Below are 25,581 nucleotides of genomic sequence, written 5' to 3'. Positions count from 1 at the left end.
TTGCAAACCGCGTTGTACGAAAGCTGGTACTGACGCGCGAAACCGTGGAGCGAGCCGTAATGCTCCTGAATGTATTTACGAGCACTGATCTCTCCCCATGGGTTCAACCCAGAGATGAGCACGACCAGATGTCCATCGCTTGTTAGCTTGAGGCGAGGCTTCATTCTTGCCCCCGGCGTTTCAATCTGTTCGTACGATGTGGTTCGTATTGACCAGGCCAGATGCGATTGATGGGTTGTCCAATCAGTCTGGCAATGGCATCGGCAACGCGTCGCGAAGTTGACCGACCATGTATGACGTTGCTAACGGTCATGCGTGAAAGGCTCAACTGATCGGCCATGGCGGCCGGTGTCGTTCCCCGCATACGGATCTCAGCTTTAATTTGTTCTGGATGCATTTGCTGCTACGCTATTGGTTCAAAAGGAAACGTTTCAACTTGAACCGTATTCTTGGTTCAAAATGAAACGCAGTCAATAGCTCTATGCAAAAAAATCCTCAAAACTCCGCATTGCCCTCAGTAGACGAAGTTGTTGCCCGCATTGCAGACGCATTGGGGCCCGGATGGATGGCCTTGATGGAGGTTCAGCCTGAAACGGTTAGAACTTGGCGTAAGCGGGGTGAAGTACCTGTAAAGCAGTTATTGAGAGCTGCAAGGCACTCAGGTCGTACCGTTGAGCACTTCAGTGCGCAGGCTGGTGTAGGAAGCCGAGCAGAGTCGACTCAGGGCTACCAAGATGATGGCGAGTTCACTCAGATCGAGGTGCTGGACGCTTGTATGAGCGCGGGAAATGGTGCAACCAATGGAGAGCAGGAGGTTCTGGGACGTTTAGCGTTTCGTACAGCCTGGCTGCGTTCCAAAGGCCTGAACCGTAATAATGCGCGGATCGTCAGGGTGCGTGGCAACTCGATGTCTGACCGCATCAATGACGGCGATGTTCTACTGGTTGACACGTCCGTCAACACTCTCGCGCACGATGGTGTCTACGTGATAGAGCTGGAGGGAGAGGACTACGTAAAGCTTCTTCAACGTGATTTCAATACAGGTGGCGTAAGGGTTATCAGTTACAACCCAGACTACCCAGTTCAAGCACTTGAAGGAGAAGCTGCTAATCGCCTCCGCATAACGGGGCGTGTTGTCTGGCATGGGGGAGAGGTCTGACTGTGATGACTCACTTCTCATTTCTCTCGATGCAACGGCTAACAAGCGTGAACGTGTAGGAAAATGGATATATGAACAACGTTAAGCCAGTCAATAATCCTGAGCAGATCTCGCGAATAGTTCTGCGAGGATATAAGTCAATTGCACAATGTGATTTGAAATTAAATCGTCTCAATGTGCTAATCGGCGCGAATGGAGCAGGTAAGTCAAATTTTATTGGTTTCTTTCGTCTTATTAGTCGAATCCTAGATAAACAGCTTCAAACGACAGTTGGAATTAATGGTGGTCCAGATGCTCTTCTTCATTTTGGGAGAAAAAAGACTCAAGAGCTACACGCCGAGATGTATTTTGGGCAGAATGGATACAGATTTACATTAAAGCCCACTGTTGACAATCGAATGATGTTTTCCAAGGAGGCTCTTTGGTGGGAGCTTCATGGTGACTGGCGCGCTGCAAGTGGACATTTCGAGACCTATGCTGAGGAGCAGCGCTCGAGAACTGGAATTTACCAGCATGTCGTTCCGGCTATGCGAAGCTGGCGCATATATCATTTTCATGATACCAGTGCAAGTGCGTATGTGAAGCAAGTCCATAGTATTAATGACAATGAATACTTGCGTGATGATGCGAAAAATCTTGCAGCATTTTTGCTGCGCTTAAAAGGTCATCATGAAGAGCACTATCAACGAATAGTAAAAGTAATTCGGTTGGTTGCTCCATTTTTTGGCGATTTCTACCTTCGGCCTACAGTTGATAATAAGGAGTCAATTCAACTTGAGTGGACAGAGGTAGGTCAAGATATTCCCTTTACGGCAAGTGCGCTGTCAGATGGAACGTTGCGGTTTATTTGTCTGGCAACAGTTCTATTGCAGCCTGAGCGTTTTATGCCGAAAACTATTCTGATTGATGAACCTGAACTTGGATTGCATCCATTTGCTATAAAGATATTGGCTGGATTAATTAGTTCAACTGCTCAGGATCATCAATTAATCATATCTACTCAATCCGTAGAGCTCGTTAATCATTTCGACCCTGAAGACTTGATCATTACGGACAAGAAAAATGGTGCATCAGTTTTTCGATTGGTGGATGTAGATGCTATGTCTGAGTGGTTGGAAGACTATTCTCTGGGAGAGCTATGGAAAATGAATCATCTGGGTGGGAGGCCAGGGAGATGACTCGTGTTTACATATTGGTTGAGGGCCAAACTGAAGAAATATTTGTGAATGAATGTTTGGCTCCGTATTATCTCAGACAGCAAAAATACTTGTATCCAATAATAGTCTCCACAAGTCCAGGACACAAAGGTGGCGTTAGTAAGTACGCAAAAATAAAACCTCAAATCGATAGATTATGTAGGCAGCATGGTAATGCTTATGTAACTACAATTTTTGATCTTTATGGTTTGCCAGTAGATTTTCCTGGCAAGAATCACCCTACTTTCCAATTTAAAAGAAATGGAAATGATAAAGCGGATTTAATAGAGCAAGAATGGTCTCTGGATATTGGAAAAAATAACTTTATACCTAACATAATTGTTCACGAATTTGAAGCTCTTTTATTTGTAAATTTGGAAGTATTTACTCAGTGGACTGATGACGATAGCGTAATAGATCCTTTAAGTCGCGTGCGAGAGGACAAGGAGCCGGAAGATATTAATGACAGTCCAATAACTGCTCCATCTAAGAGAATTATTTCTGCCATGCCCAATTATCAGAAAACATTTCATGGACCATTGATCGCTGCAGAAATAGGAATAGATGCAATGCGACAAAGTTGTCCGCACTTTGATGCTTGGCTTAATAAAATCGATGAGCTGCCTTCAGGCGTGTAAGACGCGAGGTATCTTGACGGACTCCACATTGGTTATGTATTTTTAAGAGCAGTTAAGATTCTTTCAATTTTTCGGGCCAGCATTTGCGGGCCTTTTTTGTTTGTGTGTGCCCCACGAAAGTCGAGGGCATGGCAAACACACTCTCCCTCGGTAAAACGGTTCTGCGCTTCGGCATCCCACTCGTGCTGGGTGGCGGTGCGTATGTCACCTATATCTCGGCCTACGAGGATGGTCCTGCCAAGCGCGATGGCAGGCCGCAATTCAAGAACGTGGTCTATGCAGATGCACTGGCGGCAGGCTTGCCTACGGCCTGCTTGGGCCTGACCAGGGGTGCCAGCCCGGTGCCGGTGGTGCTGAGCGATTACTGGTCCGACGAGCAATGTATGGCCGTGGGCAGTCAGGTGCTGGCCAAGGGGCAGGCAAAGGTACTTGACTGCATCAAGGTGCCGGTGACCCAGCCCGTTCTGGATGCCTTCTCCAGCCATGGCCACAACAACGGTGAACCGTCGACCTGCGCCAGTCGAGCCATGGGCCTGCTCAATGCGAAGCGCTACGAAGAAGCCTGCGATGCGCTGGCACACGCGCCAAGTGGCATGCCTGTCTGGAGCTACACCAAGACCGGCAAGCGCAATGCCAAGGGCGAGTGGGAGTACCGCTTTGTCCAGGGCCTCTACAACCGCCGTTTAAAAGAGCGCGCTGATTGCCTGCTAGGCGTGGCTTTGCTGCGTGCGAACTATGACTTTGCCACTGGCACCTGGAAGGCGCAGCCATGAAGCGTTTTCTGGAATCCATCGCCCCAGGGCTGCTGGCGCTGGCATTGCTGTTGTGTCTGGCGCTTGCTTTGGGCATGTGGCACTTCAAGGCCAAGTCTCAGGCAGTTGCCACCGAGCTGCAGCAGTTGCAGGCCAGCGTTACCACCCAGAACCGTATCGCTAAGGCCGAACTGGAGCGCCTGACAGTTGAGCGCAATGCTGCTCAAGCCAGGCTGGATCAGCTTTACCAACAGCAGGAAAAAACCGATGCCCAGGCAGTCCAAGAAATCGCTCGCCTTACTGGTGAGCTTGAGCAGCGCCCTGTGCGGGTGCGCATCGTCTCCCAGCCCGCTGCCAGTGGGGCAGGTGGTTGTCGCGCCACAGGTGAGCAAGCCGCCAGCACCGAGCCTGGTGCAGCAGACGCAGCCGAGGCCTACGGGCTACTTCCAGCAGCAAATTCTGCACGCCTTGCAGGAGTGATTCAGGAGATCGAAACCCTTAATGCGGCCTATGCGTCCTGCCGGTCGCTGCTGCTGCACCCATGACTCGCCACAAAAAACAGAGGAACCATGTCACTCGAAAAAGACGAACTGATGCTGCTGGGAAAGATCGACGGCAAGCTGGACGGCATCACTGCGCATCTCAATCGCCAGGATCAACGCATTCAAGAGCTGGATGAGCGTGTGGATCAGCGGCTCAACTCCATTGATACACGGCTGCGCGAAGTCGAGAAGAAGGCTGCGGTCGCGGGCGCGGTGTCAGGCGGTGCCGTGGCGGTAGGCACGGCTTTGATCGTCGAGGGCATCAAGACGTATTTTCGTGGCGGGGGCCTGGGGAACTAATGGCGCACGGCAAAGAAAAACGTACCCAGCTGCGTGGCCTGTATGTGTTTCAGCGCATGGCCATGGAAGCGGCCTGCAAGAAGCTCGGCGTGCCTCGCAGCACCGGCAATCGCTGGAAGCAGGAGGCGGCAGACAAGGGCGACGATTGGGAGACGGCCCGAGCTGCCGTAGCCATGGGCGATGAAAACTTCAAGAACCTCTCGGCCAAGCTGCTGGAGGACTACCTCATTCAGCACCAGGCCACCATGGATCTGTTGCGCGAGGCCAAGGACATGGGGCCGCGCGATCGCGCCGAGACCCTGGCCAGCATGAGCGACAGTTTTAACAAGACCATGTCCAGCTTCAAGCGCCTCAATCCTGAGCTGAACCGCCAGGCAGTGCAGCTGGACATCCTTCAACGCTTTGCCGCGTTTGCCCAGCAGCGCTATCCGCAGCACTTGGTCGCATTGGTCGAGATGCTGGAGCCGTTTGGCGAAGAGCTTGCCAAGGTGAAATAGCCATGGCCAAGAACAGCAAGGATTTTCTGGCGGGCCTGACAGCGCTTGCCGATGACCTGCGCAAGCAGATCGACGCCAACCTGGATGGCTGGGACACCAATCCTGCCGCCATTGCCGAGCGCCGCCGCAAGGTCTGCGACCCAGTCAATGGCTATGAGTATTGGGACCGCAACTACTTTCCGCACTATGGCCGGGCCGAGCCCAGCGAGCTGCACAAGTACCTATACAAGCGCCTGCCTGAGATAGTGAACACTGCGGCGGGGCAGCGCGACGCCATTGCGGCCCCGCGTGGTGAGGCCAAGTCCACGAAGATCAGCATGAGCTTTGTGTCCTGGTGCCTGGTCACGGGGGCCAAGTGGTACGCCATCATCGTGATGGATGCCTTTGAGCAGGCTGCAGAAATGCTGGAGGCCATCAAGGCTGAGCTGGAAGCTAATCCACGCATTGCCAACGACTTTCCCGAAGCCTGCGGGCAGGGTCGTGTCTGGCGGGCAGGCGTGATCGTGACGGCGAACGGTCGCAAGGTCGAGGCATTCGGCTCCAGCAAGAAGATCCGGGGCCGCCGCCACGGTGCGCACCGCCCAGATCTGGCGATTTGCGACGACATCGAGAACGACGAGAACGTCAACACTCCAGCCCAGCGCGACAAGCTGCAGGCCTTTGTGACCAAGAGCGTGCTGTCCCTGGGGCCGCCCGATGACTCCATGGACGCCATCCTGGTGGGCACAGTGCTGCACTACGACAGCGTGCTCGCGCGTTTTCTCAAGAACCCGTTGTGGAATCGCAAAGTCTTTAAAGCCATCATCCAGTGGCCCGAGCGCATGGATCTGTGGGAGCAGTTCGAGGGCTTTCTGCTCAATGCCGACACGCCCCAGGAGGGCGAGGCTGCCGCCATGGCTCTATATAGAGAGCATCAGGCGGAGATGGAAAAAGGCAGCAAGGTGTCCTGGCCAGCGCTGCGCCCCCTGGTCAAGTTGATGATCCGCCGCGCCCGTGAAGGGCACTCGGCCTTTGACTCCGAGCAGCAGAACGACCCGACAGCCGGGGAGGATGCGCCATTCGCCAACTCCATCCGCTTCTGGGTCAACCGCCTGGCTGAGTGGGTGTTCTACGGTGCATGCGACCCCAGCTTGGGCAGGGCTGGCAATAGCCGCGACCCCAGCGCCATTGGCGTCGGCGGCTACAACCGTGAGACCGGGATCATGGATGTGGTCGAGGCGGCCATTCGCAAGCGCGTACCCGATCGCATCATCAGCGACGTGATCGAGATGCAGCGCGAGTACTGCTGCATTGTCTGGGGCTTCGAATCCGTGCAGTTCCAAGAATTCTTGCGCACTGAGCTGGTCAAGCGCAGCGCCCAGCAGGGTGTCCCGGTGCCGGCTCGTCCGCTCTTGCCCATCAGCGACAAGCTGCTGCGCATTGAAAGCCTGCAGCCTCATATGCACAACGGCCTGATCCGTGTGCACAGCAGCCAGACCACGCTGATTGACCAGTTCAGGCATTTTCCCAAGGCCGACCACGACGATGGTCCTGACATGGTCCAGATGCTCTACATGCTGGCCGTCACTGGTGGCATAGCCGCGGCCACCCAGGGCGGCAACAACCACCAAGTACAGACCGCCCGCGAGCGCTATGCCCGCCAGGCCTCACGAATGTTCAGGAGAAATACATGAAGCCCCAGGCATGGAGCCGGTTCATATCCTTTCTGGGTTTTGACCAGGCAGCGGTCGCACAAGACGCAGACCAGGCACTTCACACCCAGCCCATGCGTGAAGCAGCCAGTGCACAGGGCAATAGTGATGAAGGGTGGCGCAAGCTCAGCGGTGGCGGTCTCGATAGCTTGAACGACCGCGACCTGGCACCAATGGCCCAGGACCGCATGCAGAAGCTGGCTGAATATCTGTGGCAAAGCAATCTGCTGGCCAATCGCTTGACCGAGCTGCCCCTGGCCTATTTGCTGGCAGAGGGCGTCTCTCTGCAGTGCCAGGACGATGAGCACCAGGCGCTGCTCAATACGTTCTGGACTGATCCCATCAATAACTGGCCGCTCAAGCTGCAGGGCAGGGTGCGCGCCCTGGGCCTGCTGGGTGAGCAGTGCTACATCACCAATGTGCGCGACGGCGACGGCTTTGTGCGGCTGGGTTATCTGGACCCGCGCCAGATCGCTACCGTGGTCAATGACCCTGGAAACCCTGAGCAGCCCATTGGTGTGATCACCAAACGCGACAACCGAGGGCGTCAATATAAATACAGAGTGATCGTCCTGGGCGAGGACGCGGAGCTGTTCAGTGAGAACACTTGCCGCATTCGCGCTGATGAATTTACAGACGGTGAGTGTCTGCTCTACCAGCTCAACAAGTTTCCCAACGGCAGCCGTGGTCGCTCTGACCTATTGGGGCAGATGGACTGGCTCGATGCTTATGACGAGTTCCTGTTCAACGAGCTGGACCGTATCGGCTACTTGCGTTCTTTCGTCTGGGATGTGGAGCTGAAGGGCGCGGATGACACCAAGGTCAAGGAATACGAGAAGACCTTTGTGCCACCTGCGCCCAACAGCACCTTCGTCCATAACGACAGCGTCACCCTGGAAGCCAAGAGCCCTAGCCTGCAGGCAGCCGACACCAGCGAGAGCGCCCGCTTGCTGAGAAACCATGTGCTCGGCGGCAGCACCATGCCAGAGCACTGGTTTGGTGGTGGCGGGGATGTGAACCGAGCTGCTGCCTCTGAGATGGGTGAGCCCACCTTCAAGATGTACAGCATGCGCCAGTCCTTCCTCAAGATCATGCTGGAGGAGATTGGCCGCCATGTATTGCTGTGCCAGGCACGAACCCAAGGCGTGACACCGGACTGGTCAGAAGAGAAATGGCAGGTGACGGCGGTCTTCCCTGAACTGCTCAACCGTGATGTCACCAAATTTGCCAGCGCCATGCAAACTCTGGCTGCGTCCGTGGTGCAGATGATCGAGGCCGGCTTGATGACCGAGGAGACCGCCCTCAAGATCGTGGCCGATGTGGCCCAGCGCTTTGGCCAGGACTTTGATGCCAAGGCCGAGCTGGAGGCCGCACGCAAGGAAGCTGCCGAGCGTAAGGCCAAGCGAGACGCTGAAGACGTGTTCACCAATTTGCCTGCAGATCTGGCTGCAGCACGGGCTGAGGCATCTGGTCAGAACCATGGCTAAGAAGGCAAAAAGCGAAAAGGAGCTGGGCCAGAAGCCTGATAAAGCATTTGAGGCAGAGCTGGCCCGGCGCTTGCGCGAGCGTGCCCAGTTGCTCTTGACTGGAGAAACCCAGGTTCTGCTGCTGCTCAAAGAGGCTCGCGACCAGATCCTGGTCACGCTGGCAGGCTTGCCTGCCGATTGGCAGCAACTGCAGCTCTCGCGCTTATTGGGTCAGATCGAGGACGTCCTGACCGGAGCCACCAGCCGCGCAGGTGCCGTATTTGAAATGCGTATGCAGGATGCCTGGACCCTGGGGGAGGACTTCGTAGACAAGCCCCTGGCCATCATTGGCCACCGCGTGGAGCTGCAACTGGCCCAGCTCGATGTGGGCGTCCTCAAGCAGATGAAAGCCTTCGGCTCGCTGCGGCTCAAGGACGTGGGCAACGAAGCCGCCCGCAAGATTGGCCAGCAGTTGGGCCAGACCACCATTGGCGCGCAGACGCCATACCAGGCCATCCAGGCAGTGCAGAAGATTCTCGGGGCCGAGTCACCCAGGCGCGCGGCGACGATTGTTCGCACGGAAGTCAGCCGGGCATTTGCTGTGGCATCCAATGAACGCCTGCAACAGGCCGAGCCCCTGGTGCCAGGCCTGGGCAAGCAGTGGCGGCGCAGCGGCAAGATACACAGCCGCTGGAATCACGACATCATCGACGGCCAGGTCGTGGAAGCCAGCAAGCCTTTCAAGGTGCCCAACCCTGGCGGCGGCATCGACAAGATGCAGTGCCCACATGACCCCAGGGCTCCCGTCGAGCAGATCATTCACTGCGGGTGCATTTCCATCCCTTGGATGAAGACCTGGAAGGTCATGACGCCAGGGGCCAAGCCTTTCACCGAGCGTGAATTGCAGCTTGATGCGCATAAGGCTGTGCTGGATCAAGCGGCGAAGAGGGCTGGGGGGCGGTCGCAATGAAGGGGCCGCAGCAGCTTTAAAAGGTGCGCGGGTCATCAGCGTCTAAGTGCCAGAGCACTTAGCTGTTGCGGGGCCGTTTAAAGCCAGTTTAAAGGGCTCCTCAACCGAAGCGCATCGCGCTCCTGAGTCTGTGGCCTTGGGTTGCATCTTGTTTCACAAAATCTTGCAGCCAATTTACTGGTATGGTAAATTGGCTTCGCGATTGTGAAAAAACAGAGATTTTGTAGCGATCGCCACGAACAGATAGTGTTCGTGAGCCCGGCTGTAGACCACAGAAGTTGATGAAGCATGCGTGCATGCATGTCATTGGCAAATGTGGCGGAGACCAAAAATCGGAAGAGCACATGTCTTCACTGATATCTGAATGGAGTAACACATGACTAATTTTGGAAAGGAACTGAGAAAAATCCGCCTCGATCTTGGTATTACCTTGTTTGATATGGCAACTGCTATTGGCATCTCATCGGCAATGTTGTCGTCGGTTGAGACTGGAAAAAAGGCAGCTCCTGATGACTTGGTTGATCGTTTGGCGAATGTCTATGAAGAAGTGAATCAGCAGAAGCAGAAGTTCATACAACTGGCAAATCAAACAAAAAAGGAAGTTCGTTTGACTCTCGACTCTAGAGAAGATGCAACTGAACTTGCAGTCGCGTTCGCCAGAAATTTCAGCCAACTGTCGCATACAGAGATTTCTCAACTAATGTCTGTATTCGATAAACATCAATGAGCCCGAAAGGAGAAGTATGGGTCATCCCGGTTTTATCGTTCCTCCTAGACGCAAGGAGGACATTTGCAAACTTGCGACCTCTGTAAGAGGGGTCTTTGGACAACTCATATCAGGAGAGGGAAAGCTACCGATTGGAGTGGTTTACGAGCTTTTGCCGGACCTTCTTCCAGGTTTTGAAATGGAGGTTAAGGAGCCTTGGGAGATGGGGGAAGATCATGGGCAGACGTACCCAGATAAGCGGCGTATTTATCTCAGGCGCGACGTTTACGACGGTATGTGTATGGGCAGAGGAAGAGATCGGTTTACTGGCGCGCATGAACTTGGACATCTGTTCCTGCACACGCGTATTGGCTTTGCTCGAGCTATGACCAGTAGCACCAAGATCTACTGCAACAGCGAGTGGCAAGCAAATACATTTGCCAGTGCTTTGCTCATAGACGAAGTACATCTAAAAGATTGCAGGAGCCTAGAGGAGGTAATGGAGCGTTTTGGTGTAAGCCGTGACGCTGCAAGCGTGAGGTTCAGAGAATGACTGAACTCACGAAAGAAAAGAGCCCCGAAAGTGCTACCAACACTTTGGGACTCTATGGAATGGTGAATAGAGGTCTACCAAACCAACTACGCACGCATGTCTTGGGGAAGACAGGAACGGACTGTATCAGTTCAGCGCGTGTAGGCAAGCCAAAACTTCTCAATCATTTCGGTAAGGAAGATAGATGTCTTACACACGCATCAAACCTGTGTTTGTTCGCCGCTACACCCGTCGTCGCTTCGGGCGTTGGGAAACGGTGAGCCAGCACTGGCGTTCCCATCCAGGACAAATGGACCTGTTCTGACCAAGGTTGGTGGCGGAAGTTACCAGCTTCCGCCACCTTGGTGCCGATTACGGGTGAGGCATCGGCGGTGCTTTCTTTGAAGGGAAAGGCCAAGGGATTCTACGTCTCAAGGTCTGGCGCTGCAACCGGCAACCCCTGGCAACCCTTTCACGGTATGTCCGTGTGAAAGGTTCCCATGACTGCTCCACGCTCTGGAGGCCATTGGGTGGTGTGCCGCTACATCGTAAAGAATGGGCGCACGATCTATCCAAGGAATGGCAAAGTCTTTCGCTTCTGGGTTGACGACTCAAAGAAGCGCAAGTGATCTGAACAGCCTTTGGCGGTTGTTTGCGTTGTGAACGCGCTCTACACTCGAGTTGAACTCGAGTAGATATCTACCTAGTACGAGGTGAGACGTACAGCAAGATGAGGCCAGCATTTGCGGGCCTTATTTTTTTATGTCCCTCTGGGCACAGTCACTCCATCGCAATGCCGCGCCCCTGCGGCTCACCTTCGATGGAGTGGCTCATGTCCGAATCCGAGACAAAAGAAACCAAGCTGACGGCAGCCGATGCTGCCAAGCGCGTCCAGCGCATCGTCCTGGAGCCTGCAGAAGGCAAGGACAAGTTCAAAGAAAAGCGTCTCGCGGTTTCCGCTGATGAAGTGCTGTCCTTCAAGGACTACGGCACTCACATCGTCGTGGTGACTGTGGACGGTCAGAAGCTGACTGGCAAATAAGCCATGCTCAAGCTTATCCCTCACGGCACGGGCTTTGATCGCCTGACGGAGGCGGTCACTTCTGAATATGGTCAGTTGATTGAGTTGGTGCGCCAGGCTGTACGAGACAAGCTGCGCCTAACCCTCAACAGCGACTACTACGTGGACATGCGCGGCATCTGGCCTGACCGGGCGGTGGTGCAGTACAAGGGCCGTCTTTACAGCTACGCCTACACGATCAGCGCAGAAAACGCCGTTGTGCTGGCCGAGGCCGAAGAGGTTGTGGCGCAGTTTCAGCCGGTGAGCACTGCACCAGCCGCCGATCCCGCCGCTGCTTCAGTTGTGCGCGAATCTCAGGAAGCGGCAGCCTTCCGTGAAGCCCAGGACGGCACGATCGAGGTCACGCTGATCCGTGCGGGCCGCAGCGGCAACCGCAACTATTACCCCGACCAGGCACTGCGCGAAGCGGCCCCCATGTTTGAGGGCGTGCGCGTGTTCGCCAAGTCTGATGCTGATCACAGCGCAGGCAAGGGCAAGGACGTGCGCAATCTGATCGGCGGCATCTACAGCGTGCGCTTTGTCGAGGGCAAGACGCCCGACTCCGGCAGCCTGGTCGGCACCTTTAAAGCCATCGACCCCAGCGACTCGACGGTCACCAAGATGGTCGGCTCCGTCAAACGGGGCATGCAGGGTCTGCTGGGCTTGTCGATCGATGCTGATGCCCGAACTCGCCAACGCCGCAATGGCAGCGAGACCCTGCGCGAAGCCGTGACCTTCACCAAGGTGCACTCGGTGGACCTGATTGTCGAGCCAGGCGCTGGCGGCGGCCTGGACCGTCTGACCGAAGCCGCTGCCGATCCAAGTACCTCTCCCCCTGAATCTCAAGAAGGAAGCCAAACCATGCCTTTGTGGAAGCAACGCATGCTGGAGGCCATCAAGGCCAAAGACCCGGCGAAGCATGCCGCCATCAAACTGGACACGATCACCGACGACGAGGTGGTCAATCTGCATGAAGCCGTTTGCGGCCCGCTGGTGCCTGAGCCTGGCACGCAGCGTGTGACCGAGGCGCAGGCGGACGATGCGCCGCTGACCCGCGCCGACCTGCAGGTGTTTGAACTGCGCGGCGCGGCTCGTGAGCGCATCAATGCCGCCAAGCTCCCGAATGCAGCCAAGGAGCGCTTGCTGACCCAGGTGGCCACCGCTGGCGCTGATCGCCTGACTGAAGCCGCCGTGGGTGATCTGATCAAGGCAGAAGGCGACTACATCGCCCGTATGACGGAGTCCGGCACGGTTCGTGTGCCTGCGTTCGGTAATGGCTCAATCAACGTGGAAGACCGCAGCGTGTCCATCCGCGAGATGCTGACGGCGTTTTTCGACCCCACGCACAAGGAGCACCGCAATGTGCAGTCGCTGCGCGAGTGCTATATCGAGATCACGGGCGACCGCCGTGTCACCGGCCAGATCCGTGACTGCGATCTGGGCCGCATGGCTGAGAGCCTGGGCGTCATGCGTGAGTCGGTCACCAGCAGCACCTGGAGCGATGCGCTGGGCGACAGCATCACCCGCCGCATGCAGGCGGTCTACACCGGCCTGACCAACCTGGACGCATGGCGACGTGTGGCCACGACCGCACCGATCAAAGACTTCCGCACGCAAGAACGCATCCGCATCGGTGGCTATGGCAACCTGCCTGCGGTCGCGCAGGGGGCTCCTTATCAGCCGCTGGGCTCGCCTGGCGATGACAAGGCTACCTTTGCGGTGAGCAAGCGCGGCGGCACGGAGGACGTGACGCTGGAAGCGATCAAGAACGACGATGTCCAGGCGCTGCGCCGCATTCCCACCGAGCTGGCGCTGGCGGCCAAGAACACGCTCTATGAGTTCGTGTTCGACTTCTTCCGCGTCAACGGCCTGATCTACGACGCCAAGGCGCTGTACCACGCCGATCACAACAACCTGTTCACGGGCGCACTGACGGCTGCCGAGTTTGCGGCGCATCGTTTGGCCATGCTCAAGCAGACCCGTGCGGGTAGCGCCAAGCGTCTGGCCACAGGTCCAGCGGCGATCCTGGTGCCGTTCGAGCTGCAGGAAACCGCCTATGACCTGTTTGTGCGTGGCCAGAACCTGGACAAGACCTTTGTTCAGACCATCAACCCCGAGGTGATCCCTGTCAGCTATTGGACGGATGCCAACGACTGGTGCACGGTCGCTGACCCTGTGGTGCTGCCGGTGCTGGAGGTTGGTTTCCTCGACGGCCAGGAGGAGCCCGAGCTGTTTGTGCAGGACCAGCCCAACGGCGGCTCCATGTTCAGCAACGACAAGCTGACCTACAAGATCCGCCACATCTACGGCGGCACCGTCCTGGTCGACGGTGAAAAGGGCACGACCAAGGCTGTGGTCGCGTAACTCGCCCGGCCCGTCAGAGCCATCCAGACCTGCCCCCAAGCGGGGCGGGTTTGCAAAGCCACCAGCCTAGTCAGGAGCCTTTGCAAACCCATGGTCGATTTTTTCATTCCCTCTTTAAACACTAGGAGCCATCGTGGCGCTTGAGGATTTTCAGAAGCTGCTCAAGGACATGGTCTCGGACCAGGACGATGTGATCACCACTGAAGTGCGTGACCGTGCCCTCGACCAGGCACGGATGCGCTACAGCGAAGACGTGCCGCGCCTGGAGCTGGAGGAGGTGGTGTGGCCTGCCACTGGCGTCTTTGGTCCGGTGCCTGCAGGCTGGTCGGATAGCGCGGTCATCCAGTCCGTGGAGTTTGCGGTGGGGCGGCGTCCAGCCTCTCTGGTGGTAGCGGATGCTTACCGAGCGGCGAACGGCTGGGGTCTGGAGAGCGTACACGCGCTGCCTGGCAATGCCTTGGTCCGGGTGAGTTTTCTGCTTCCCCATGCGCTGGACGCCACCGCCGACAGCATTCCCCAGCGTCACCGTCTGGCAGTGGCGTCGTTTGCCGCCCATCTGCTTTGCCAGCAACTGGCCACGCGCTTTGCAGGCGATCGTGAGACCACGCTCGGCTCGGACATGTCTCGCACGGAGAGCCGCTCGCGCAACTATGCGGCCCGCGCCAAGGACTACCGCGCAGCCTATTTTGCAGGCATCGGGCAACTGGACCCGGCGCTTCAGGATGCGGTCGCCGGCTCTGCAGTGTCTGCAGTCGTGAGCTGGCCGCGCCGCAATCCGCGCCACCGTCTGGTGAGCAGGGGCGGCCTATGAACCTCGACATCAGCCTGGGCGATCTGAGCGCCATCGAGCGCGGCCTGCGCCAGGAGCCTGACTACACCCGCCAGGTGCTGGAGACCACCATGCACCAGGCCACGCTGCTGGTGCAGCGCGAGTGGCAAGAGAACATGCCGCGCGTCAGTGGCATCACGGCCCGCAGCATCACCAGCGATGTGGCCAGCACGCCTGCAGGGGTGCTTGGCATTGTGGGCAGCAGCCAGCCCACGGCCTTGTTTATTGAGTTGGGCACCCAGCCCCACATGCCGCCAATCAAGGCCATCGAACCCTGGGTTAAGGCCGTGCTGGGCATTCGTGAGCCCAAGGAAGTCAAACGGGTGGCCTTCCTGGTTGCCAGAAAGATTGCGCGCGAAGGGACTGCCCCGCAGCGCCCCATGGAGCGGGCGGCCCTGGCCACGCGCGGCCAGGTCATCGCGATGTTTGAAGGCGCTGCCGCCCAGATCCTCAACTTCATCACAGGAGGCAAGGCATGACTGCCGCCACTTTGTCTGCTGCCCGCAGGGCGCTGTTGGCCGTCCTGGCCGCAGTGCCTGCCGTGGGCATGGTTCATTCTCGGGAGCGCTTTGCCGCCAGTGAGGCGGAGTTTCGCAAGCTCTATCTGTACAGCCCGGCACAGGCCGACGATGCCTTCGGCCTGGAGCCGCATATCCGTGGCTGGTATGTGCGCCGCACTGCGACCACCGAGGTCAACGCCAATGGACGCATTCTCAATGAGCACCGCTGGCTGATCCGTGGCTACATGGCTTTTAAAGATGCCGTGGAAAGTGAGCTGATATTTGACGACCTGGTCGAGCGCATCCGCTCTGCCGTGCGCGTGGACACCACGCTCGGCTTGCCCGGCATGTTGGGCGGCTCCACTCAGGAGGAGCGCGGCGTGCAGGTGGCCAGCGCTGGCCCGGTCATGTTTGCCGGGGTGTTGTGCCACAGCGCCATGCTGGAGATAAGCACCCGCAGTTGGGTGGAATGGAGGAAGCCATGAAACCCAGCTCCCGCCGCAAGGCCGCACCGGCCCAGCCCGCCATGGTCTCTGTGACCTTGATGGCGGAGCACGAGCATCTGGGCTCTGTGCTCCAGCCAGGCTCAGCGATCTCAGTGCACCCCGATACCGCGCAATGGCTGGAGGCCATGGGTGTCGCCGCACCCGCTCCATCCACAACTCAAACCGCACCTCAACCTGTCAACACAAAGGACTGACCTATGTCTGATGACGTCATCAAACGCATTTTTGCCCCTGCCGCATTGGTCGGCCAGATCTATGCCCGCGAGTACGGCAGCACCAGTGCGCCGCTGCCCATTGGCAACGTGCTGGCTGCCGAGCTGTCGCACAAGGAGGATGTGAAAAAGCAACCCAATATGACCACGCTGGGCGGCGGCACCCACTCCGAGATCCGCCGCGTCACGGAAGTGGAGCTGGCGATGACGCTGGCCGACATCAACCCGATCAACCTGGCGCGGGCCACGCAGGGCACGGTCAGCGGAGTGGAGCAGGGCCAGACCAGCAATGAGACCCTGAAGGTGACGCGAGGCGGCTTGCTGCGCACCAAGCATCTGCAGCCCAGCAATGTCGTCCTGACCAAGGGCACGACACAAGGCTCGGCCACCGTGACCGATGAAGAGCATCTGGACGTCAAGAAGGGCGACCTGGTAGCGCTGGCCCATACGGGGGCCACGGACGTGACGGTGCGCATCGGTGACAGTGTGGCCACGGCCACCGCACTGACCATGGCGGGGAACTACTCGGTCACGGCGGCAGGTATCCAGCTCGATCCTGCTGCTCCCGATGTGACGGATGGCAAGGGCATCTGGGTCAACTACAAATACCAAACCGTTGGCGATGTGGTGCCTGCGGCAGGCAACTATGAAGTGCGCCCGGCTGGCATCTTCGTGTTCCAGGACGCGACAGGGCTCTCCGATGGTGAAGAGGTCAAGGTTGCCTATTCTCACGTAGGTTATGCCGTGATCGAGGCCTTGACCACCAAGCCCAAGGAACTGGAGATCATCCTGGAAGGGCTGAACGAGGCCGATGACGGCAAGCTGGCTATTGTGGAAATTTGGCGAGCAAGCCAGGGCGTGGCATCATCCATCGCGCTGCTGCAGGAAAGCGGGTTCATCAATCTGAAGGTGACCGGCTCGGTCCTGATGGACTCCACCAAGGTGGGCAACGGCATCAGCAAGTACTACCGCGTGCGCAAGACCTGACGCCGCACCAGACCCTTTAAAAGACTAAGGCCAGCACTCGCTGGCCTTTTTTGTTGGCGCTCAAAAACCGACAGTGATGCCTGAAAGCCGCTTTCAAGCAGCGTCACCGTCTGGGGCCAAGAAGCATCTGCAGCCCGGTCCACAGGACATAGGCACCGAGCAGGCCATAGGCCACTGCCGCAAGTGCCATGCCTGCGCGCACAGACACTCCTGCACCCACCAGGAAGGCGATGCATGCAATGAAGGCGATGAGACGAGTCATCCGCCCATTGTAGGAATCCATGACAGATAAGCAAATCAGCCTGCAGATCGACACCGGGGTCACGGGGCGTGAGTCCATCGTGGGCCTGGCTGACGATCTGGAGAATGTTGCCAAGGTCCTGGAGGGCGAGGTTGCGGTTGAGGCGCGCACGGCGGCTGCCAAGCTGCGCGAATTGGCCCAGCAGGACGCTGCGATCACCACGTTCACCAAGCTGGAGGCGGAGGCCAGGTCATCGGCTACCAGCTTGCGCCAGGCCGAGACCGAGGCCAGAAACTACGGTCGTCAGATCTCGGCGCTTGGCCCGCCCACAGAAAAAGAAGCAGCAGCGCTGCGGCAGCTGAATACGGCAGCAGATAGTGCCCGCTCCACCTTTGACCAGCAGAAACAGGCCCTGTCTCAGGCCCAAGGTGAGCTGCAGCGCTTTGGCGTCGCTGGCCAGAATGCCCAGCAGGCGCAGCAGCGCTTGCGCCAGGAGGTGGAGCAAGTCCGTGAATCGGTGCTCACGTTGGTGCCCGCTCACCAAGGTGCTGCAGCAGGCGCTCAGAATGCCGCCGCCAGCATGGTGCGCAGCCACCGCCAGATCGGTGATGGCGTCGAGTCCATCAGCAAGCAGCTGGACCGGTTGCAGAAGTTCTATATAGGGCTGCAGTCCTTGCAAGGCATGAAGAACCTTGCGTTTGACCTTGCTGCAACGGCGGATCAGGCGAATAACCTGCAGGGCCGGATGAAGCTGGTGACTGGCGAAGGCGAGAACTTCAAGCGCTCCTGGGAGGGGGTGACTGAGGTTGCGCTGCGCACTCACAGTGCTCTCGAAGGTACAGGTGTCTTGTTTTCGCGCATTGCCCAGGCTGGCCTGGATGCAGGCCTTAGCGCACAAAGGGCCAGCCAGCAGAGCCTGGGTCTGACGGAGACGATTAATCAGACGATTCAGATCAGCGGTGCGAGCACAGAGGCATCTTCTGCTGCCATTACTCAACTGATTCAAGGCTTGCAGAGCGGCGTGCTGCGCGGCGAGGAATTCAACAGCGTCATGGAGCAGGCACCGCGCCTGGCACGCGCTTTGGCCGATGGTCTGGGCGTGACCACGGGCGAGCTGCGCAAGATGGCCGAGTCCGGCCTGCTGACCACGCAGACGGTGATTGCTGCCTTGCAGGGCCAAAGTGCAGCCGTCGCCGCAGAGTTCCAGCGTTTGCCGCCCACGGTGGGGCGGGCTATGCAGGATCTGTCCACGCAGTGGACCCTATATGTGCAAAAGGTGGACCAGGCCAATGGAGCCAGCGCTGCAGCGGCCAAAGCCATTCAACTGCTGGCCAATAACCTGCAGAGCATTGCGGGCCTGCTGATGGATTTAGGCCAGGCTGCGGCGGCATTCACTGCATTGCGCCTGGCGCAGCACTTTCTGGGCATTGGCCAAGCGACACAAGTGGCCGCTACAGGCATTGCTGCTGCCAATGCCCAGCTCGTGGCCACACAGGCGGCAGCCGCAGGAGCTGCAGCCAGCACCAGCCGTTTTGCGGCGGTCATGGGTGGGCTCAAGACTTTCACTTTGGTTGGCATTGTTTCCAACATCAAAGATATCGGTACGTGGATTGGGGAGAGCGCGGCCAAGCTGGCGGGATACAAGGACCGCACCGAAGAGCTGGAGAAGGCAGAAAAAGCCGCAGCCGCAGCGGCGCGTGAATTGGCTGCAGCGCGTGCCGCAGAGGCCCAGAAAACCCAGGACGCGGCAGACAAGCTCTTTGATTTGTCCAAGGCTGCGCGTAATGCCGTGGCCGAGTTTGAACAGCTCACAAAGTCCGGCAAGGCCAGTGCTGATGCCTTAAAGAGCGTCACCGAAGGTTTTGATTTAACCAAGATTCAAGGCATCAAGGATTTTGCGGCCACCCTGGATAAGCTGGGCGAGACCGCAAAGATTACGGCCAGTGAAACTGAGGCGGCTTGGGCCAAGGCGTTATCGGGCAAGGATTTAGCGGTATTCGAAGCCAATGCCAGAGCGGCATTTTTGGGCAGTAGCCGTGAAGCGCAGCGCCTGGCGCAATTAACCGATGCGGTATTGACCGAAGCGATTAAACGCGCTGGTCTGGAATATGACGTACTTCGGGGAAATATTGCCGCCGCATCTCGCAGCGCAATTAATGACACCCAGGCGCTTATTGACCAACTCGGCAAACTGAAGGAAGAGGGTGTCGACACCGGTCGAGTGCTGAATGCGAGTTTCAGCAAAGCCATTGAAAGCGCGGACAGCGAAGCCGCATTAAAGGCTATTCGGGAGCAAATTGAATCGGTGCGCGGTGCATTGGGCCAGCCGCTGGCCGATGGCTTGCTTGACCAAGCTAAAAAGAAAGCCGATGCGCTCAAGGATGCTCTGGACGCCGCCACGCCAGGCATTAATAGCGTGCGCGAGGCATTCAAGCAGCTGGGCATTACCTCGGATGAAACGCTCAAGAAGACGGCAGCCGATGCAAAAGCCGCCTATGACGTGCTGCGCGACAGCGGCACGGCCAGCGCCCGTGAAATGGGCGAGGCCTTTAAAAAGTCTGCCGATGCGGCGATTGCGGCCAACAAGGGCATTGCGCCAGCCTGGGTCCAGGCCGAGGCTGCCATGCGCGGATACGAGGTGGCGGTCGACAGCGCCGGTCGGGCCACGCTCAGGCTCAAGGGCTCGGTCGACGATTCGGCAGGCTCACACAGCCGGGCAGCCAATGCCATCGACCAGCACCGCACGGCCCTGGAGCGCTTGAACGCCGAGCGTGAGCGAGAAATTGCCTCTCAGGAAAAAGCCAATGAGCTGGCCACCCGTGAGCTGCAGCTCATGGAGGCCAAGCGCAATGCGGGAACCATCCGAGGCGCTGATGCCGTTCCAGCCTTTGAAAGTCAGGCCCAGGCTGATGCCTGGCTTGCCAAGTGGAAAGAGCAGTACGTCAGGGACAACCCGTTTTCTACGCAAAGCGGTGGCCAGCTCGGCAACTTCATGCATGACATGACGATGTTCGAGTGGGACAGGGAAGTGCGAGCCATGGAGCTGCGCAACACCATGAAGGGCAACGGCAATGCGGAGAACTCCAGCAAGACGCCGCTGGAGGCCATGGTCTCGCGCCAGGTCTCCACCATCAATCTGCAGCTCAACGGCCAGCCCTATGGCCAGGTCAATACCGACCCATCGGGTGCAGCTTCGCTTCATCAATACCTCACGGAGCTGGGCCGCCAGAAAGGGGCCTCGTCCTCATGATCACGCTCACCTACAACGGCACCACGGCTCATATCAGCGACCGCCTGGATTGGCAGGACGAATTCAGTTGGAGCCCAGTCGACCAGGCCACGAGCTACAGCACCACCGGGGCGCTGCTGGTCGATGTGGCTTTAAAGCAGGCCGGTCGCCCCATCACGCTGATGGGCACCGAGACCGCCGCCTGGATCACTCGGGCGCTGTGCTCAACGCTGCAGGCCTGGGCCGAGCTGCCTGGCATCCAGCTCACTCTGGTGCTGCGTGGCCAGGCCCGCCAGGTCATGTTTGACCACGCCAAGGGTGGCTTTACAGGTCAGCCCGTTTTCAAGCTGCAGGACGGCGAGGAATCGCCCGAGCAGCTCTATCTCACCACTTTCCGATTCATTGAGGTTTGACGATGGCCATTTTGCAAGGCGATATCCAGCTGCGAGCCAGCCGAGTCATGGACGATGTGCCCGAGGGCGGTGGCGGGCCGTCCACGGTCGTGATCGAGTCCGGCCAAGAAAACGCCGTGATGCCTGACATTTCCGAGATGGATCGCGCCACGGGCCGCGCCAATCTGCGTCAGGTGCATGTGGGCGTGGATACCCAAGACCGCGACACCTACCAGGGCAGCAATGTCATCGTGGCCAAGCCGCCTGAAGATCCCAATGTCTCCATCACCCTGTTTGCCACGGGCGGGGTCTATGACACCCGCGCCCAGGCACAGGCCCGGCTGGAGGCCTATTTGAACAAGGGGGCCGAGTGGGCGGGCTATCTCTATGAGAACCACATCAAGGGTCAGCGCGTCATTCAGATCTTCCAGCGCCCCGGTACCGAGCTGCCCGCCGTGGGCAAGACGCTGGTGCTGGTGGGTAATGAAGGCCTGGCCAGCGAGCAGGAGCAGTATGTCCGCGCCATTCGCGTGACGAGCGTGGAGCGCACCTTCACCTACGACATAGACAAGGACTACAAGGCCTTGATCGTGACCATGGAGCTGTCGGACGCCTTGCGCTATGACTTCACGGGCTCCCCGGCCAGCCGTCAGTTCACGCGCCAGGGTAATAGCGCCCATCTGCGTGACACAGTGGTGGCCGACGCGGGCAGTTATGTGGGCGTCACGCCTTTGCAGAAAGCTGCAGCCCTGGGCGACTTCACCATCATTGCTCAAACGATCATGACCCAGATCGTGCCCTCGGCCCAGAGCGAAACGCCGATTCCTGCAGTCATTCCTTATGCGGCGGCGGGATTCCCAGTCTCTGCGGCCGAGGCGGTGACATTCAACACAGACCAGGCATGGAGCAATACCACCAGCCTGGCCTTGCCGGGCGGTTGTCTGCCGGGCTCTCTGAGCATTGCCGTGGGCGGAGTGACCTTTACCGATAAGGGCGGCATTCTGATGTCGGGCACCCAGCAGATCGGTCTGGTGGACTATGCCAACGGCATTGTCATGTCCAGCTCGGGCAGCTATGGAGGTCTCAAGACCATCGGCTACCGGCCTGCCGCCTATATGCAGCGCATGCCGCAGTCCAGCGAGATCCGCATCACAGCGGAGAACCGCAGCCAGAGCTACACCGGCTTCATCGCACCGCTGCCTGCACGCGGCACCTTGTCTTTTAGCTACCGGGCGCAGGGCCGCTGGTATGTGCTCTCGGACTCTGGCGACGGCGCGCTGCGCGGTACCGACTCCAGTTATGGCGCTGGCACCTATCGCGCCGAGACCGGCGGTTTTGTCATCACCTTGGGTGCCTTGCCTGATGTGGGTAGCTCCATCGTCCAGCAGTGGGGTGTGCCGACCCAGGAAACCGTCCAGCCTGCCGCCGATCTGCTGATCAGCCAGACCATTGCGCTGCAGCTACCAGCCGGTCAGGCGCTGTACCCCGGTGCTTTTGATATCAAGTGGATGGACGGCCAGACCCAGCGCACCGCTACGGCCACTGCAGCCTGGCAGCTGCAGGGTGACGCCACGGGCGAGGTGCGTGTGGGCCGCTCCGAGGTGCTGTTTGCGCCTAAGCTGCTGCCCGCTGTGGGCACGGTGCTCGATGTCACGGTCGACACCGCCCCTGCGGTCGAGGTGAGCCTGCAGCATCCGTCCCGCAACGGCCAGGGCCGCCTGGCGCTCTCAGCAGGCCAGGGTGCGCTGGTGCCGTTCACGGTCGAGGTGGAATGGAACACGCTGACCGACCAGAGCGTGCTCGGCCTCTACACCCGCGACCAGCTCAGAGAGATGGGCGTGACGCTGGTCGACCCGATCCAGATCGCACGCGATGACGGTGCTGGCAAGCTGATGCTGGGTGGCGTGCAGGTCGGTACCGTGACCTACAGCACGGGCGCGGTGGACTTCAACCCCGATGTGGTCATCAAGATCCCAAAGCCGGTCTACTCGTCCCGCCAGGTCAGCGGCGGCGGTTTCTCGGGCGAGGTCGCTCAGTATCGCCTCAACTATGAGGGCATCGAGTACATGAACGCGCCCTCGATGTACCCCAACGACGAAAGCGGCTACGTCAAGATTCGCTTTCGCACCACGGGCAGCGCCACGCGCCGCACGCTGCAGGTCACGTTTGCGCCCGAGTTTGACCTGGTCACGGGCGTGCAGGCCCCGCTGGTGCCTGGCTCGGTCGTGCTGATGCCTCGCAATGGCCAGCCATGGAGCGATGACGGCAGAGGCGTGCTGCGGGTTCTGGTTGGTACAGGGTTTGTGACGCGCGGCAGCATCAACTACGCCACGGGCCGCATCAGCCTGAGTAGTTGGGAAGTGGGCGGCAACCCAAGCTTGCGTCGGGCAGGCTGCATCACCGCCTTGGGCGACGCCATTAGCAGCGCCTATGTGTTTCGCACAGCGGCGGCTCCCCTGCGCCCTGGCTCCCTCACGGTGCAGGTGCCCAGGGCCTCGGGCGGCTCTCAGAACGTCAGCGCGGGCATTGACGGCACGATCACGGCCCCCGGTGTAGTTGGCACGGTGGACTATGAGACTGGTCTGGTGCGCCTGGGCTTCGGTGCCCTGGTTGTGGCCGCAGGCAATGAGTCCGAGCCCTGGTATGACGAGGCCAACGTCCAGCCGGACGGCAGGATCTTTAAACCGCAGCCCGTGGTTGCCAGTGCCTTGCGCTACTCGGCGGTGGCCTATGCCTATCTGCCCATGAATGCCGACATCATCGGCATTGACCCGGTGCGCCTGCCCAGTGACGGCAAGGTGCCTATCTTCCGGCCAGGCTCGCTGTGCGTGGTGGGTCACACCAAGACCAGCGCCCAGCTCAACGTCAGCAACAACCAGACCATCAACCTGGCCCGCGTGCGCCTGTCTCGCGTGGTGGTGAGAGATGCCAACGGCAAGACCCATCAAACGGGCTACAGCGCCGACCTGGAGGCCGGGCTGGTCACCTTTACCGATGTGTCCGCAATGACCATGCCGGTGACGATCGAGGATCGCATCGAGGACATGGCCGTTGCCACGGATGTGCAGATCTCGGGCGAGATCACTTTCAACAGGGCGCTGACCCATGACTACCCCAAGGACGGCACCTATGTCTCCAGCGCCTTGCAGGCCAGCGACCGACGCGCTCGGGTGAGTCTGGCCTTTGCGCAAAAGACGTGGGTCGATAACGCTTGGTCTGACGCCCTGATGGGGCAGGAGCCGCCCGCCAAGTACGACCAAGGCGTCTCGCCTATCGAGATCACCAATGCAGGCGGCAGCACCGAGCGCTGGGTGCTGGAATTCACCTCGACCAGCCAGTTCCGGGTGATTGGCGAGCATGTCGGCGTGATCGCGACCGGCGACATCAATAGCGTCTGCTCGCCGTTGAACCCGGCCACCGGCAAGCCGTATTTCACGATCGATCCGCTGGGCTGGGGCAGCGGCTGGGCCGTGGGGAACATTCTGCGCATCAACACGGTGGGCGCTATCTACCCCTTTTGGGTGGTGCGAACCATCCAGCCGGGTCCCGAGACCGGCATCGAGCACAGCTTTTCCATCCTGGCGCGCGGCGATGTGAACCGCCCGCAGTCCAACTGAATACCCCGAGAGAGCGGAGAGAGATATGGCATCCCCTGTAGACACCAGCGTCAAGCACGCATACAGCTCCATGACCGGGGCTCCGGTCATCGGCGGCACCGCAGGCTCCCTGATCGGCGCGCTCGATGCGTTTCTGGTCAACGGCTGGGGCGCAAAGGCCGTGGACTCGGCGGCCATCAGCAATGGCGTCTGCCGCTTGAACTTCGCTAGCGGGGTCAGCGCAGCCAAGCAAGAGGCGGTGATTGTGGTCTCTGGGGCTTCGCCAGCGGCGCTCAACGGCGAGCAGAAGGTTACTGCCGTTGCCAATGGTTGGGTGGAGTTCAAGACCGACCTGCCGGACGGTGCCGTTACCGGCTCCATCAGCTTCAAGATGGCCCCGCTGGGCTGGGAGAAGGTCTACAGCAAGACCAATGTGGCGGTATATCGTCAGACGGACCCGATGTCGACCCGCACTTATTACCGTGTAGATGACACCAATACGCAACACGCCCGAGTGCAAATGTACGAGTCGATGACCGATGTTGACAACGGTATTGCGGCAGCGCCGCTCAGCGTCTCTGGCGGTTACTACTGGCACAAGCGTAACGGTTCCGGTTCTTCTTATTGGGTATTTGCAGGTGACTCTCGCGGCTTTTACCTTGTTCTGTATCCCTTCGGCTCTACAGCAGCGAGCTTCAGCGGCTATGCCGGTGTTTCCTGCTATGCCGGCGATCTCAATAGCTTACGCAGTGGTGATGCCTGGTGTGGCGTTCTGACGGGCGCTAGCGACCCCGATTTCGCTCAGACCAGCGGCTGCGTGTTTGCTGCCGTTGGATCGTCAGGTTTTTCTATCAAGCGCCTGGCTCACGGTATCGGTATGTCTGCCCAATGCAGCCGCAAGGCGTTCGGCAATGTCAGTGCGGTGTCCGGCTTGGATGGCTATCTGGGATCGTTTCCGTCCGTGGTGGACAACAGCTTGCAGCTGTCTGCAATTCATCTGACTGACGGCCCAGGTTCAGCGCCTAGCAGGGGGGGTATGCCGGGCGCTTACCACTGTCCTCAAACCAACGTACTGGCGGCTATGGGGGGTGATGCGTCCATTACGAATGGTCAGGGGGAATTTCTTGGAAGAAAGCTGCTGAGCTTCGCCACTGGATTTCCGTCGATCTCGGTGGGGGTGGGATTCTTGGACGTGCGCGGACCCTGGAGGACTTGA

General features: G+C 58.8%; 25 protein-coding genes. 23 read left to right on the top strand and 2 right to left on the bottom strand.

The window, feature by feature from the left end:
* Positions 1–160 precede the first annotated feature (160 nt).
* Positions 161–397 carry a helix-turn-helix domain-containing protein gene (locus DFO48_RS25875; protein ID WP_114864039.1) on the bottom strand — a complete coding sequence of 79 codons (237 nt, stop codon included), beginning with the start codon at positions 395–397 and terminating at the stop codon, positions 161–163.
* Between the two features lie 84 nt (positions 398–481).
* On the opposite strand from DFO48_RS25875, the gene DFO48_RS15860 reads away from it, so the two are divergent.
* From DFO48_RS15860 to DFO48_RS15770, 19 genes are all read left to right on the top strand, one after another.
* Positions 482–1,159, top strand: a complete 678-nt coding sequence (locus tag DFO48_RS15860; RefSeq protein WP_233506416.1) for a S24 family peptidase — start codon at positions 482–484, stop codon at positions 1,157–1,159.
* 71 nt (positions 1,160–1,230) lie between these two features.
* Entirely contained in the window at positions 1,231–2,337 is a 1,107-nt protein-coding gene (locus DFO48_RS15855) for an AAA family ATPase (RefSeq protein WP_114864038.1), read from the top strand.
* Complete coding sequence (locus DFO48_RS15850; RefSeq protein WP_114864037.1) at positions 2,334–2,993, top strand: DUF4276 family protein; 660 nt, start codon at positions 2,334–2,336, stop codon at positions 2,991–2,993. Before DFO48_RS15855 ends, DFO48_RS15850 begins: the two co-directional genes overlap by 4 nt.
* Before the next feature lie 128 nt (positions 2,994–3,121).
* Complete coding sequence (locus tag DFO48_RS15845; RefSeq protein ID WP_147282745.1) at positions 3,122–3,766, top strand: lysozyme; 645 nt, start codon at positions 3,122–3,124, stop codon at positions 3,764–3,766.
* Complete coding sequence (locus DFO48_RS15840; RefSeq protein ID WP_114864035.1) at positions 3,763–4,290, top strand: hypothetical protein; 528 nt, start codon at positions 3,763–3,765, stop codon at positions 4,288–4,290. The genes DFO48_RS15845 and DFO48_RS15840 overlap by 4 nt, the downstream gene beginning before the upstream one ends.
* Before the next feature lie 24 nt (positions 4,291–4,314).
* On the top strand, positions 4,315–4,587 hold the full coding sequence (locus tag DFO48_RS15835) for a hypothetical protein (protein WP_057092523.1): 273 nt from the start codon (positions 4,315–4,317) through the stop codon (positions 4,585–4,587).
* Positions 4,587–5,084 carry a DUF1804 family protein gene (locus DFO48_RS15830; RefSeq protein WP_114864034.1) on the top strand — a complete coding sequence of 166 codons (498 nt, stop codon included), beginning with the start codon at positions 4,587–4,589 and terminating at the stop codon, positions 5,082–5,084. The genes DFO48_RS15835 and DFO48_RS15830 overlap by 1 nt, the downstream gene beginning before the upstream one ends.
* A 2-nt stretch (positions 5,085–5,086) precedes the next feature.
* Entirely contained in the window at positions 5,087–6,757 is a 1,671-nt protein-coding gene (terL, locus tag DFO48_RS15825; protein ID WP_114864033.1) for a phage terminase large subunit, read from the top strand.
* Complete coding sequence (locus tag DFO48_RS15820) at positions 6,754–8,262, top strand: hypothetical protein (RefSeq protein ID WP_114864032.1); 1,509 nt, start codon at positions 6,754–6,756, stop codon at positions 8,260–8,262. The genes terL and DFO48_RS15820 overlap by 4 nt, the downstream gene beginning before the upstream one ends.
* Complete coding sequence (locus DFO48_RS15815) at positions 8,255–9,211, top strand: hypothetical protein (protein WP_114864031.1); 957 nt, start codon at positions 8,255–8,257, stop codon at positions 9,209–9,211. Before DFO48_RS15820 ends, DFO48_RS15815 begins: the two co-directional genes overlap by 8 nt.
* A 376-nt stretch (positions 9,212–9,587) precedes the next feature.
* Entirely contained in the window at positions 9,588–9,938 is a 351-nt protein-coding gene (locus DFO48_RS15810) for a helix-turn-helix domain-containing protein (protein WP_114864030.1), read from the top strand.
* 16 nt (positions 9,939–9,954) lie between these two features.
* On the top strand, positions 9,955–10,470 hold the full coding sequence (locus DFO48_RS15805; RefSeq protein ID WP_114864029.1) for an ImmA/IrrE family metallo-endopeptidase: 516 nt from the start codon (positions 9,955–9,957) through the stop codon (positions 10,468–10,470).
* 811 nt (positions 10,471–11,281) lie between these two features.
* The gene (locus tag DFO48_RS15800; RefSeq protein ID WP_114864028.1) at positions 11,282–11,491 is read left to right on the top strand and encodes a hypothetical protein; all 210 of its coding nucleotides are present in this window, start codon (positions 11,282–11,284) and stop codon (positions 11,489–11,491) included.
* 3 nt (positions 11,492–11,494) lie between these two features.
* Positions 11,495–13,873 (top strand): hypothetical protein, encoded by a 2,379-nt coding sequence (locus DFO48_RS15795; protein WP_114864027.1) that lies wholly within the window; start codon positions 11,495–11,497, stop codon positions 13,871–13,873.
* A 133-nt stretch (positions 13,874–14,006) separates the two neighbouring features.
* A complete protein-coding gene (locus DFO48_RS15790) occupies positions 14,007–14,684 on the top strand; it encodes a hypothetical protein (RefSeq protein WP_114864026.1) in 678 nt (225 codons plus the stop codon).
* Complete coding sequence (locus DFO48_RS15785) at positions 14,681–15,181, top strand: hypothetical protein (RefSeq protein WP_114864025.1); 501 nt, start codon at positions 14,681–14,683, stop codon at positions 15,179–15,181. Before DFO48_RS15790 ends, DFO48_RS15785 begins: the two co-directional genes overlap by 4 nt.
* The gene (locus DFO48_RS15780) at positions 15,178–15,687 is read left to right on the top strand and encodes a hypothetical protein (RefSeq protein WP_114864024.1); all 510 of its coding nucleotides are present in this window, start codon (positions 15,178–15,180) and stop codon (positions 15,685–15,687) included. Before DFO48_RS15785 ends, DFO48_RS15780 begins: the two co-directional genes overlap by 4 nt.
* Entirely contained in the window at positions 15,684–15,902 is a 219-nt protein-coding gene (locus tag DFO48_RS15775) for a hypothetical protein (protein WP_147282744.1), read from the top strand. The genes DFO48_RS15780 and DFO48_RS15775 overlap by 4 nt, the downstream gene beginning before the upstream one ends.
* Before the next feature lie 3 nt (positions 15,903–15,905).
* Positions 15,906–16,907 carry a hypothetical protein gene (locus DFO48_RS15770; protein WP_114864022.1) on the top strand — a complete coding sequence of 334 codons (1,002 nt, stop codon included), beginning with the start codon at positions 15,906–15,908 and terminating at the stop codon, positions 16,905–16,907.
* Positions 16,908–17,010: 103 nt separating this feature from the next.
* On the opposite strand, the gene DFO48_RS25305 is transcribed toward DFO48_RS15770, so the two are convergent.
* Entirely contained in the window at positions 17,011–17,169 is a 159-nt protein-coding gene (locus DFO48_RS25305) for a hypothetical protein (protein ID WP_158545674.1), read from the bottom strand.
* A gap of 19 nt (positions 17,170–17,188) precedes the next feature.
* Here DFO48_RS25305 and DFO48_RS15760 point away from each other — a divergent pair, with 19 nt between their 5' ends.
* Genes DFO48_RS15760 through DFO48_RS15745 form a run of 4 tightly spaced genes read left to right on the top strand, consistent with a single transcriptional unit; the run spans position 17,189 to position 25,581 of the window.
* A complete protein-coding gene (locus DFO48_RS15760; RefSeq protein WP_114864020.1) occupies positions 17,189–20,398 on the top strand; it encodes a tape measure protein in 3,210 nt (1,069 codons plus the stop codon).
* Positions 20,395–20,790: a hypothetical protein gene (locus tag DFO48_RS15755; RefSeq protein ID WP_114864019.1), complete on the top strand. Its 396-nt coding sequence runs from the start codon at positions 20,395–20,397 to the stop codon at positions 20,788–20,790. Before DFO48_RS15760 ends, DFO48_RS15755 begins: the two co-directional genes overlap by 4 nt.
* 2 nt (positions 20,791–20,792) lie before the next feature.
* Positions 20,793–24,386, top strand: a complete 3,594-nt coding sequence (locus DFO48_RS15750; RefSeq protein ID WP_114864018.1) for a hypothetical protein — start codon at positions 20,793–20,795, stop codon at positions 24,384–24,386.
* Between the two features lie 25 nt (positions 24,387–24,411).
* On the top strand, positions 24,412–25,581 hold the full coding sequence (locus tag DFO48_RS15745) for a hypothetical protein (protein ID WP_114864017.1): 1,170 nt from the start codon (positions 24,412–24,414) through the stop codon (positions 25,579–25,581).

The sequence above is a fragment of the Comamonas sp. AG1104 genome, assembly GCF_003350425.1.
Classification (GTDB): Bacteria; Pseudomonadota; Gammaproteobacteria; order Burkholderiales; family Burkholderiaceae_C; genus Comamonas; species Comamonas testosteroni.
The sequence above is the reverse complement of the archived record's forward strand: the minus strand, read 5'-3'. Positions and strand labels throughout refer to the sequence as shown.

Excerpts from the sequence above, each read along its gene's own strand:
- DFO48_RS15755 (WP_114864019.1), top strand. The coding sequence starts at position 20,395 with ATGATCACGCTCACCTACAACGGCACCACGGCTCATATCAGCGACCGC.
- DFO48_RS15815 (WP_114864031.1), top strand. The coding sequence starts at position 8,255 with ATGGCTAAGAAGGCAAAAAGCGAAAAGGAGCTGGGCCAGAAGCCTGAT.
- DFO48_RS15800 (WP_114864028.1), top strand. The coding sequence starts at position 11,282 with ATGTCCGAATCCGAGACAAAAGAAACCAAGCTGACGGCAGCCGATGCT.
- DFO48_RS15850 (WP_114864037.1), top strand. The coding sequence starts at position 2,334 with ATGACTCGTGTTTACATATTGGTTGAGGGCCAAACTGAAGAAATATTT.
- DFO48_RS15785 (WP_114864025.1), top strand. The coding sequence starts at position 14,681 with ATGAACCTCGACATCAGCCTGGGCGATCTGAGCGCCATCGAGCGCGGC.
- DFO48_RS15775 (WP_147282744.1), top strand. The coding sequence starts at position 15,684 with ATGAAACCCAGCTCCCGCCGCAAGGCCGCACCGGCCCAGCCCGCCATG.
- DFO48_RS15745 (WP_114864017.1), top strand. The coding sequence starts at position 24,412 with ATGGCATCCCCTGTAGACACCAGCGTCAAGCACGCATACAGCTCCATG.
- DFO48_RS15830 (WP_114864034.1), top strand. The coding sequence starts at position 4,587 with ATGGCGCACGGCAAAGAAAAACGTACCCAGCTGCGTGGCCTGTATGTG.
- DFO48_RS15810 (WP_114864030.1), top strand. The coding sequence starts at position 9,588 with ATGACTAATTTTGGAAAGGAACTGAGAAAAATCCGCCTCGATCTTGGT.
- DFO48_RS25875 (WP_114864039.1), bottom strand. The coding sequence starts at position 397 with ATGCATCCAGAACAAATTAAAGCTGAGATCCGTATGCGGGGAACGACA.
- DFO48_RS25305 (WP_158545674.1), bottom strand. The coding sequence starts at position 17,169 with ATGACTCGTCTCATCGCCTTCATTGCATGCATCGCCTTCCTGGTGGGT.
- DFO48_RS15855 (WP_114864038.1), top strand. The coding sequence starts at position 1,231 with ATGAACAACGTTAAGCCAGTCAATAATCCTGAGCAGATCTCGCGAATA.
- DFO48_RS15845 (WP_147282745.1), top strand. The coding sequence starts at position 3,122 with ATGGCAAACACACTCTCCCTCGGTAAAACGGTTCTGCGCTTCGGCATC.
- DFO48_RS15760 (WP_114864020.1), top strand. The coding sequence starts at position 17,189 with ATGACAGATAAGCAAATCAGCCTGCAGATCGACACCGGGGTCACGGGG.
- DFO48_RS15750 (WP_114864018.1), top strand. The coding sequence starts at position 20,793 with ATGGCCATTTTGCAAGGCGATATCCAGCTGCGAGCCAGCCGAGTCATG.
- DFO48_RS15835 (WP_057092523.1), top strand. The coding sequence starts at position 4,315 with ATGTCACTCGAAAAAGACGAACTGATGCTGCTGGGAAAGATCGACGGC.
- DFO48_RS15770 (WP_114864022.1), top strand. The coding sequence starts at position 15,906 with ATGTCTGATGACGTCATCAAACGCATTTTTGCCCCTGCCGCATTGGTC.
- DFO48_RS15795 (WP_114864027.1), top strand. The coding sequence starts at position 11,495 with ATGCTCAAGCTTATCCCTCACGGCACGGGCTTTGATCGCCTGACGGAG.
- terL (WP_114864033.1), top strand. The coding sequence starts at position 5,087 with ATGGCCAAGAACAGCAAGGATTTTCTGGCGGGCCTGACAGCGCTTGCC.
- DFO48_RS15780 (WP_114864024.1), top strand. The coding sequence starts at position 15,178 with ATGACTGCCGCCACTTTGTCTGCTGCCCGCAGGGCGCTGTTGGCCGTC.
- DFO48_RS15820 (WP_114864032.1), top strand. The coding sequence starts at position 6,754 with ATGAAGCCCCAGGCATGGAGCCGGTTCATATCCTTTCTGGGTTTTGAC.
- DFO48_RS15805 (WP_114864029.1), top strand. The coding sequence starts at position 9,955 with ATGGGTCATCCCGGTTTTATCGTTCCTCCTAGACGCAAGGAGGACATT.
- DFO48_RS15860 (WP_233506416.1), top strand. The coding sequence starts at position 482 with ATGCAAAAAAATCCTCAAAACTCCGCATTGCCCTCAGTAGACGAAGTT.
- DFO48_RS15840 (WP_114864035.1), top strand. The coding sequence starts at position 3,763 with ATGAAGCGTTTTCTGGAATCCATCGCCCCAGGGCTGCTGGCGCTGGCA.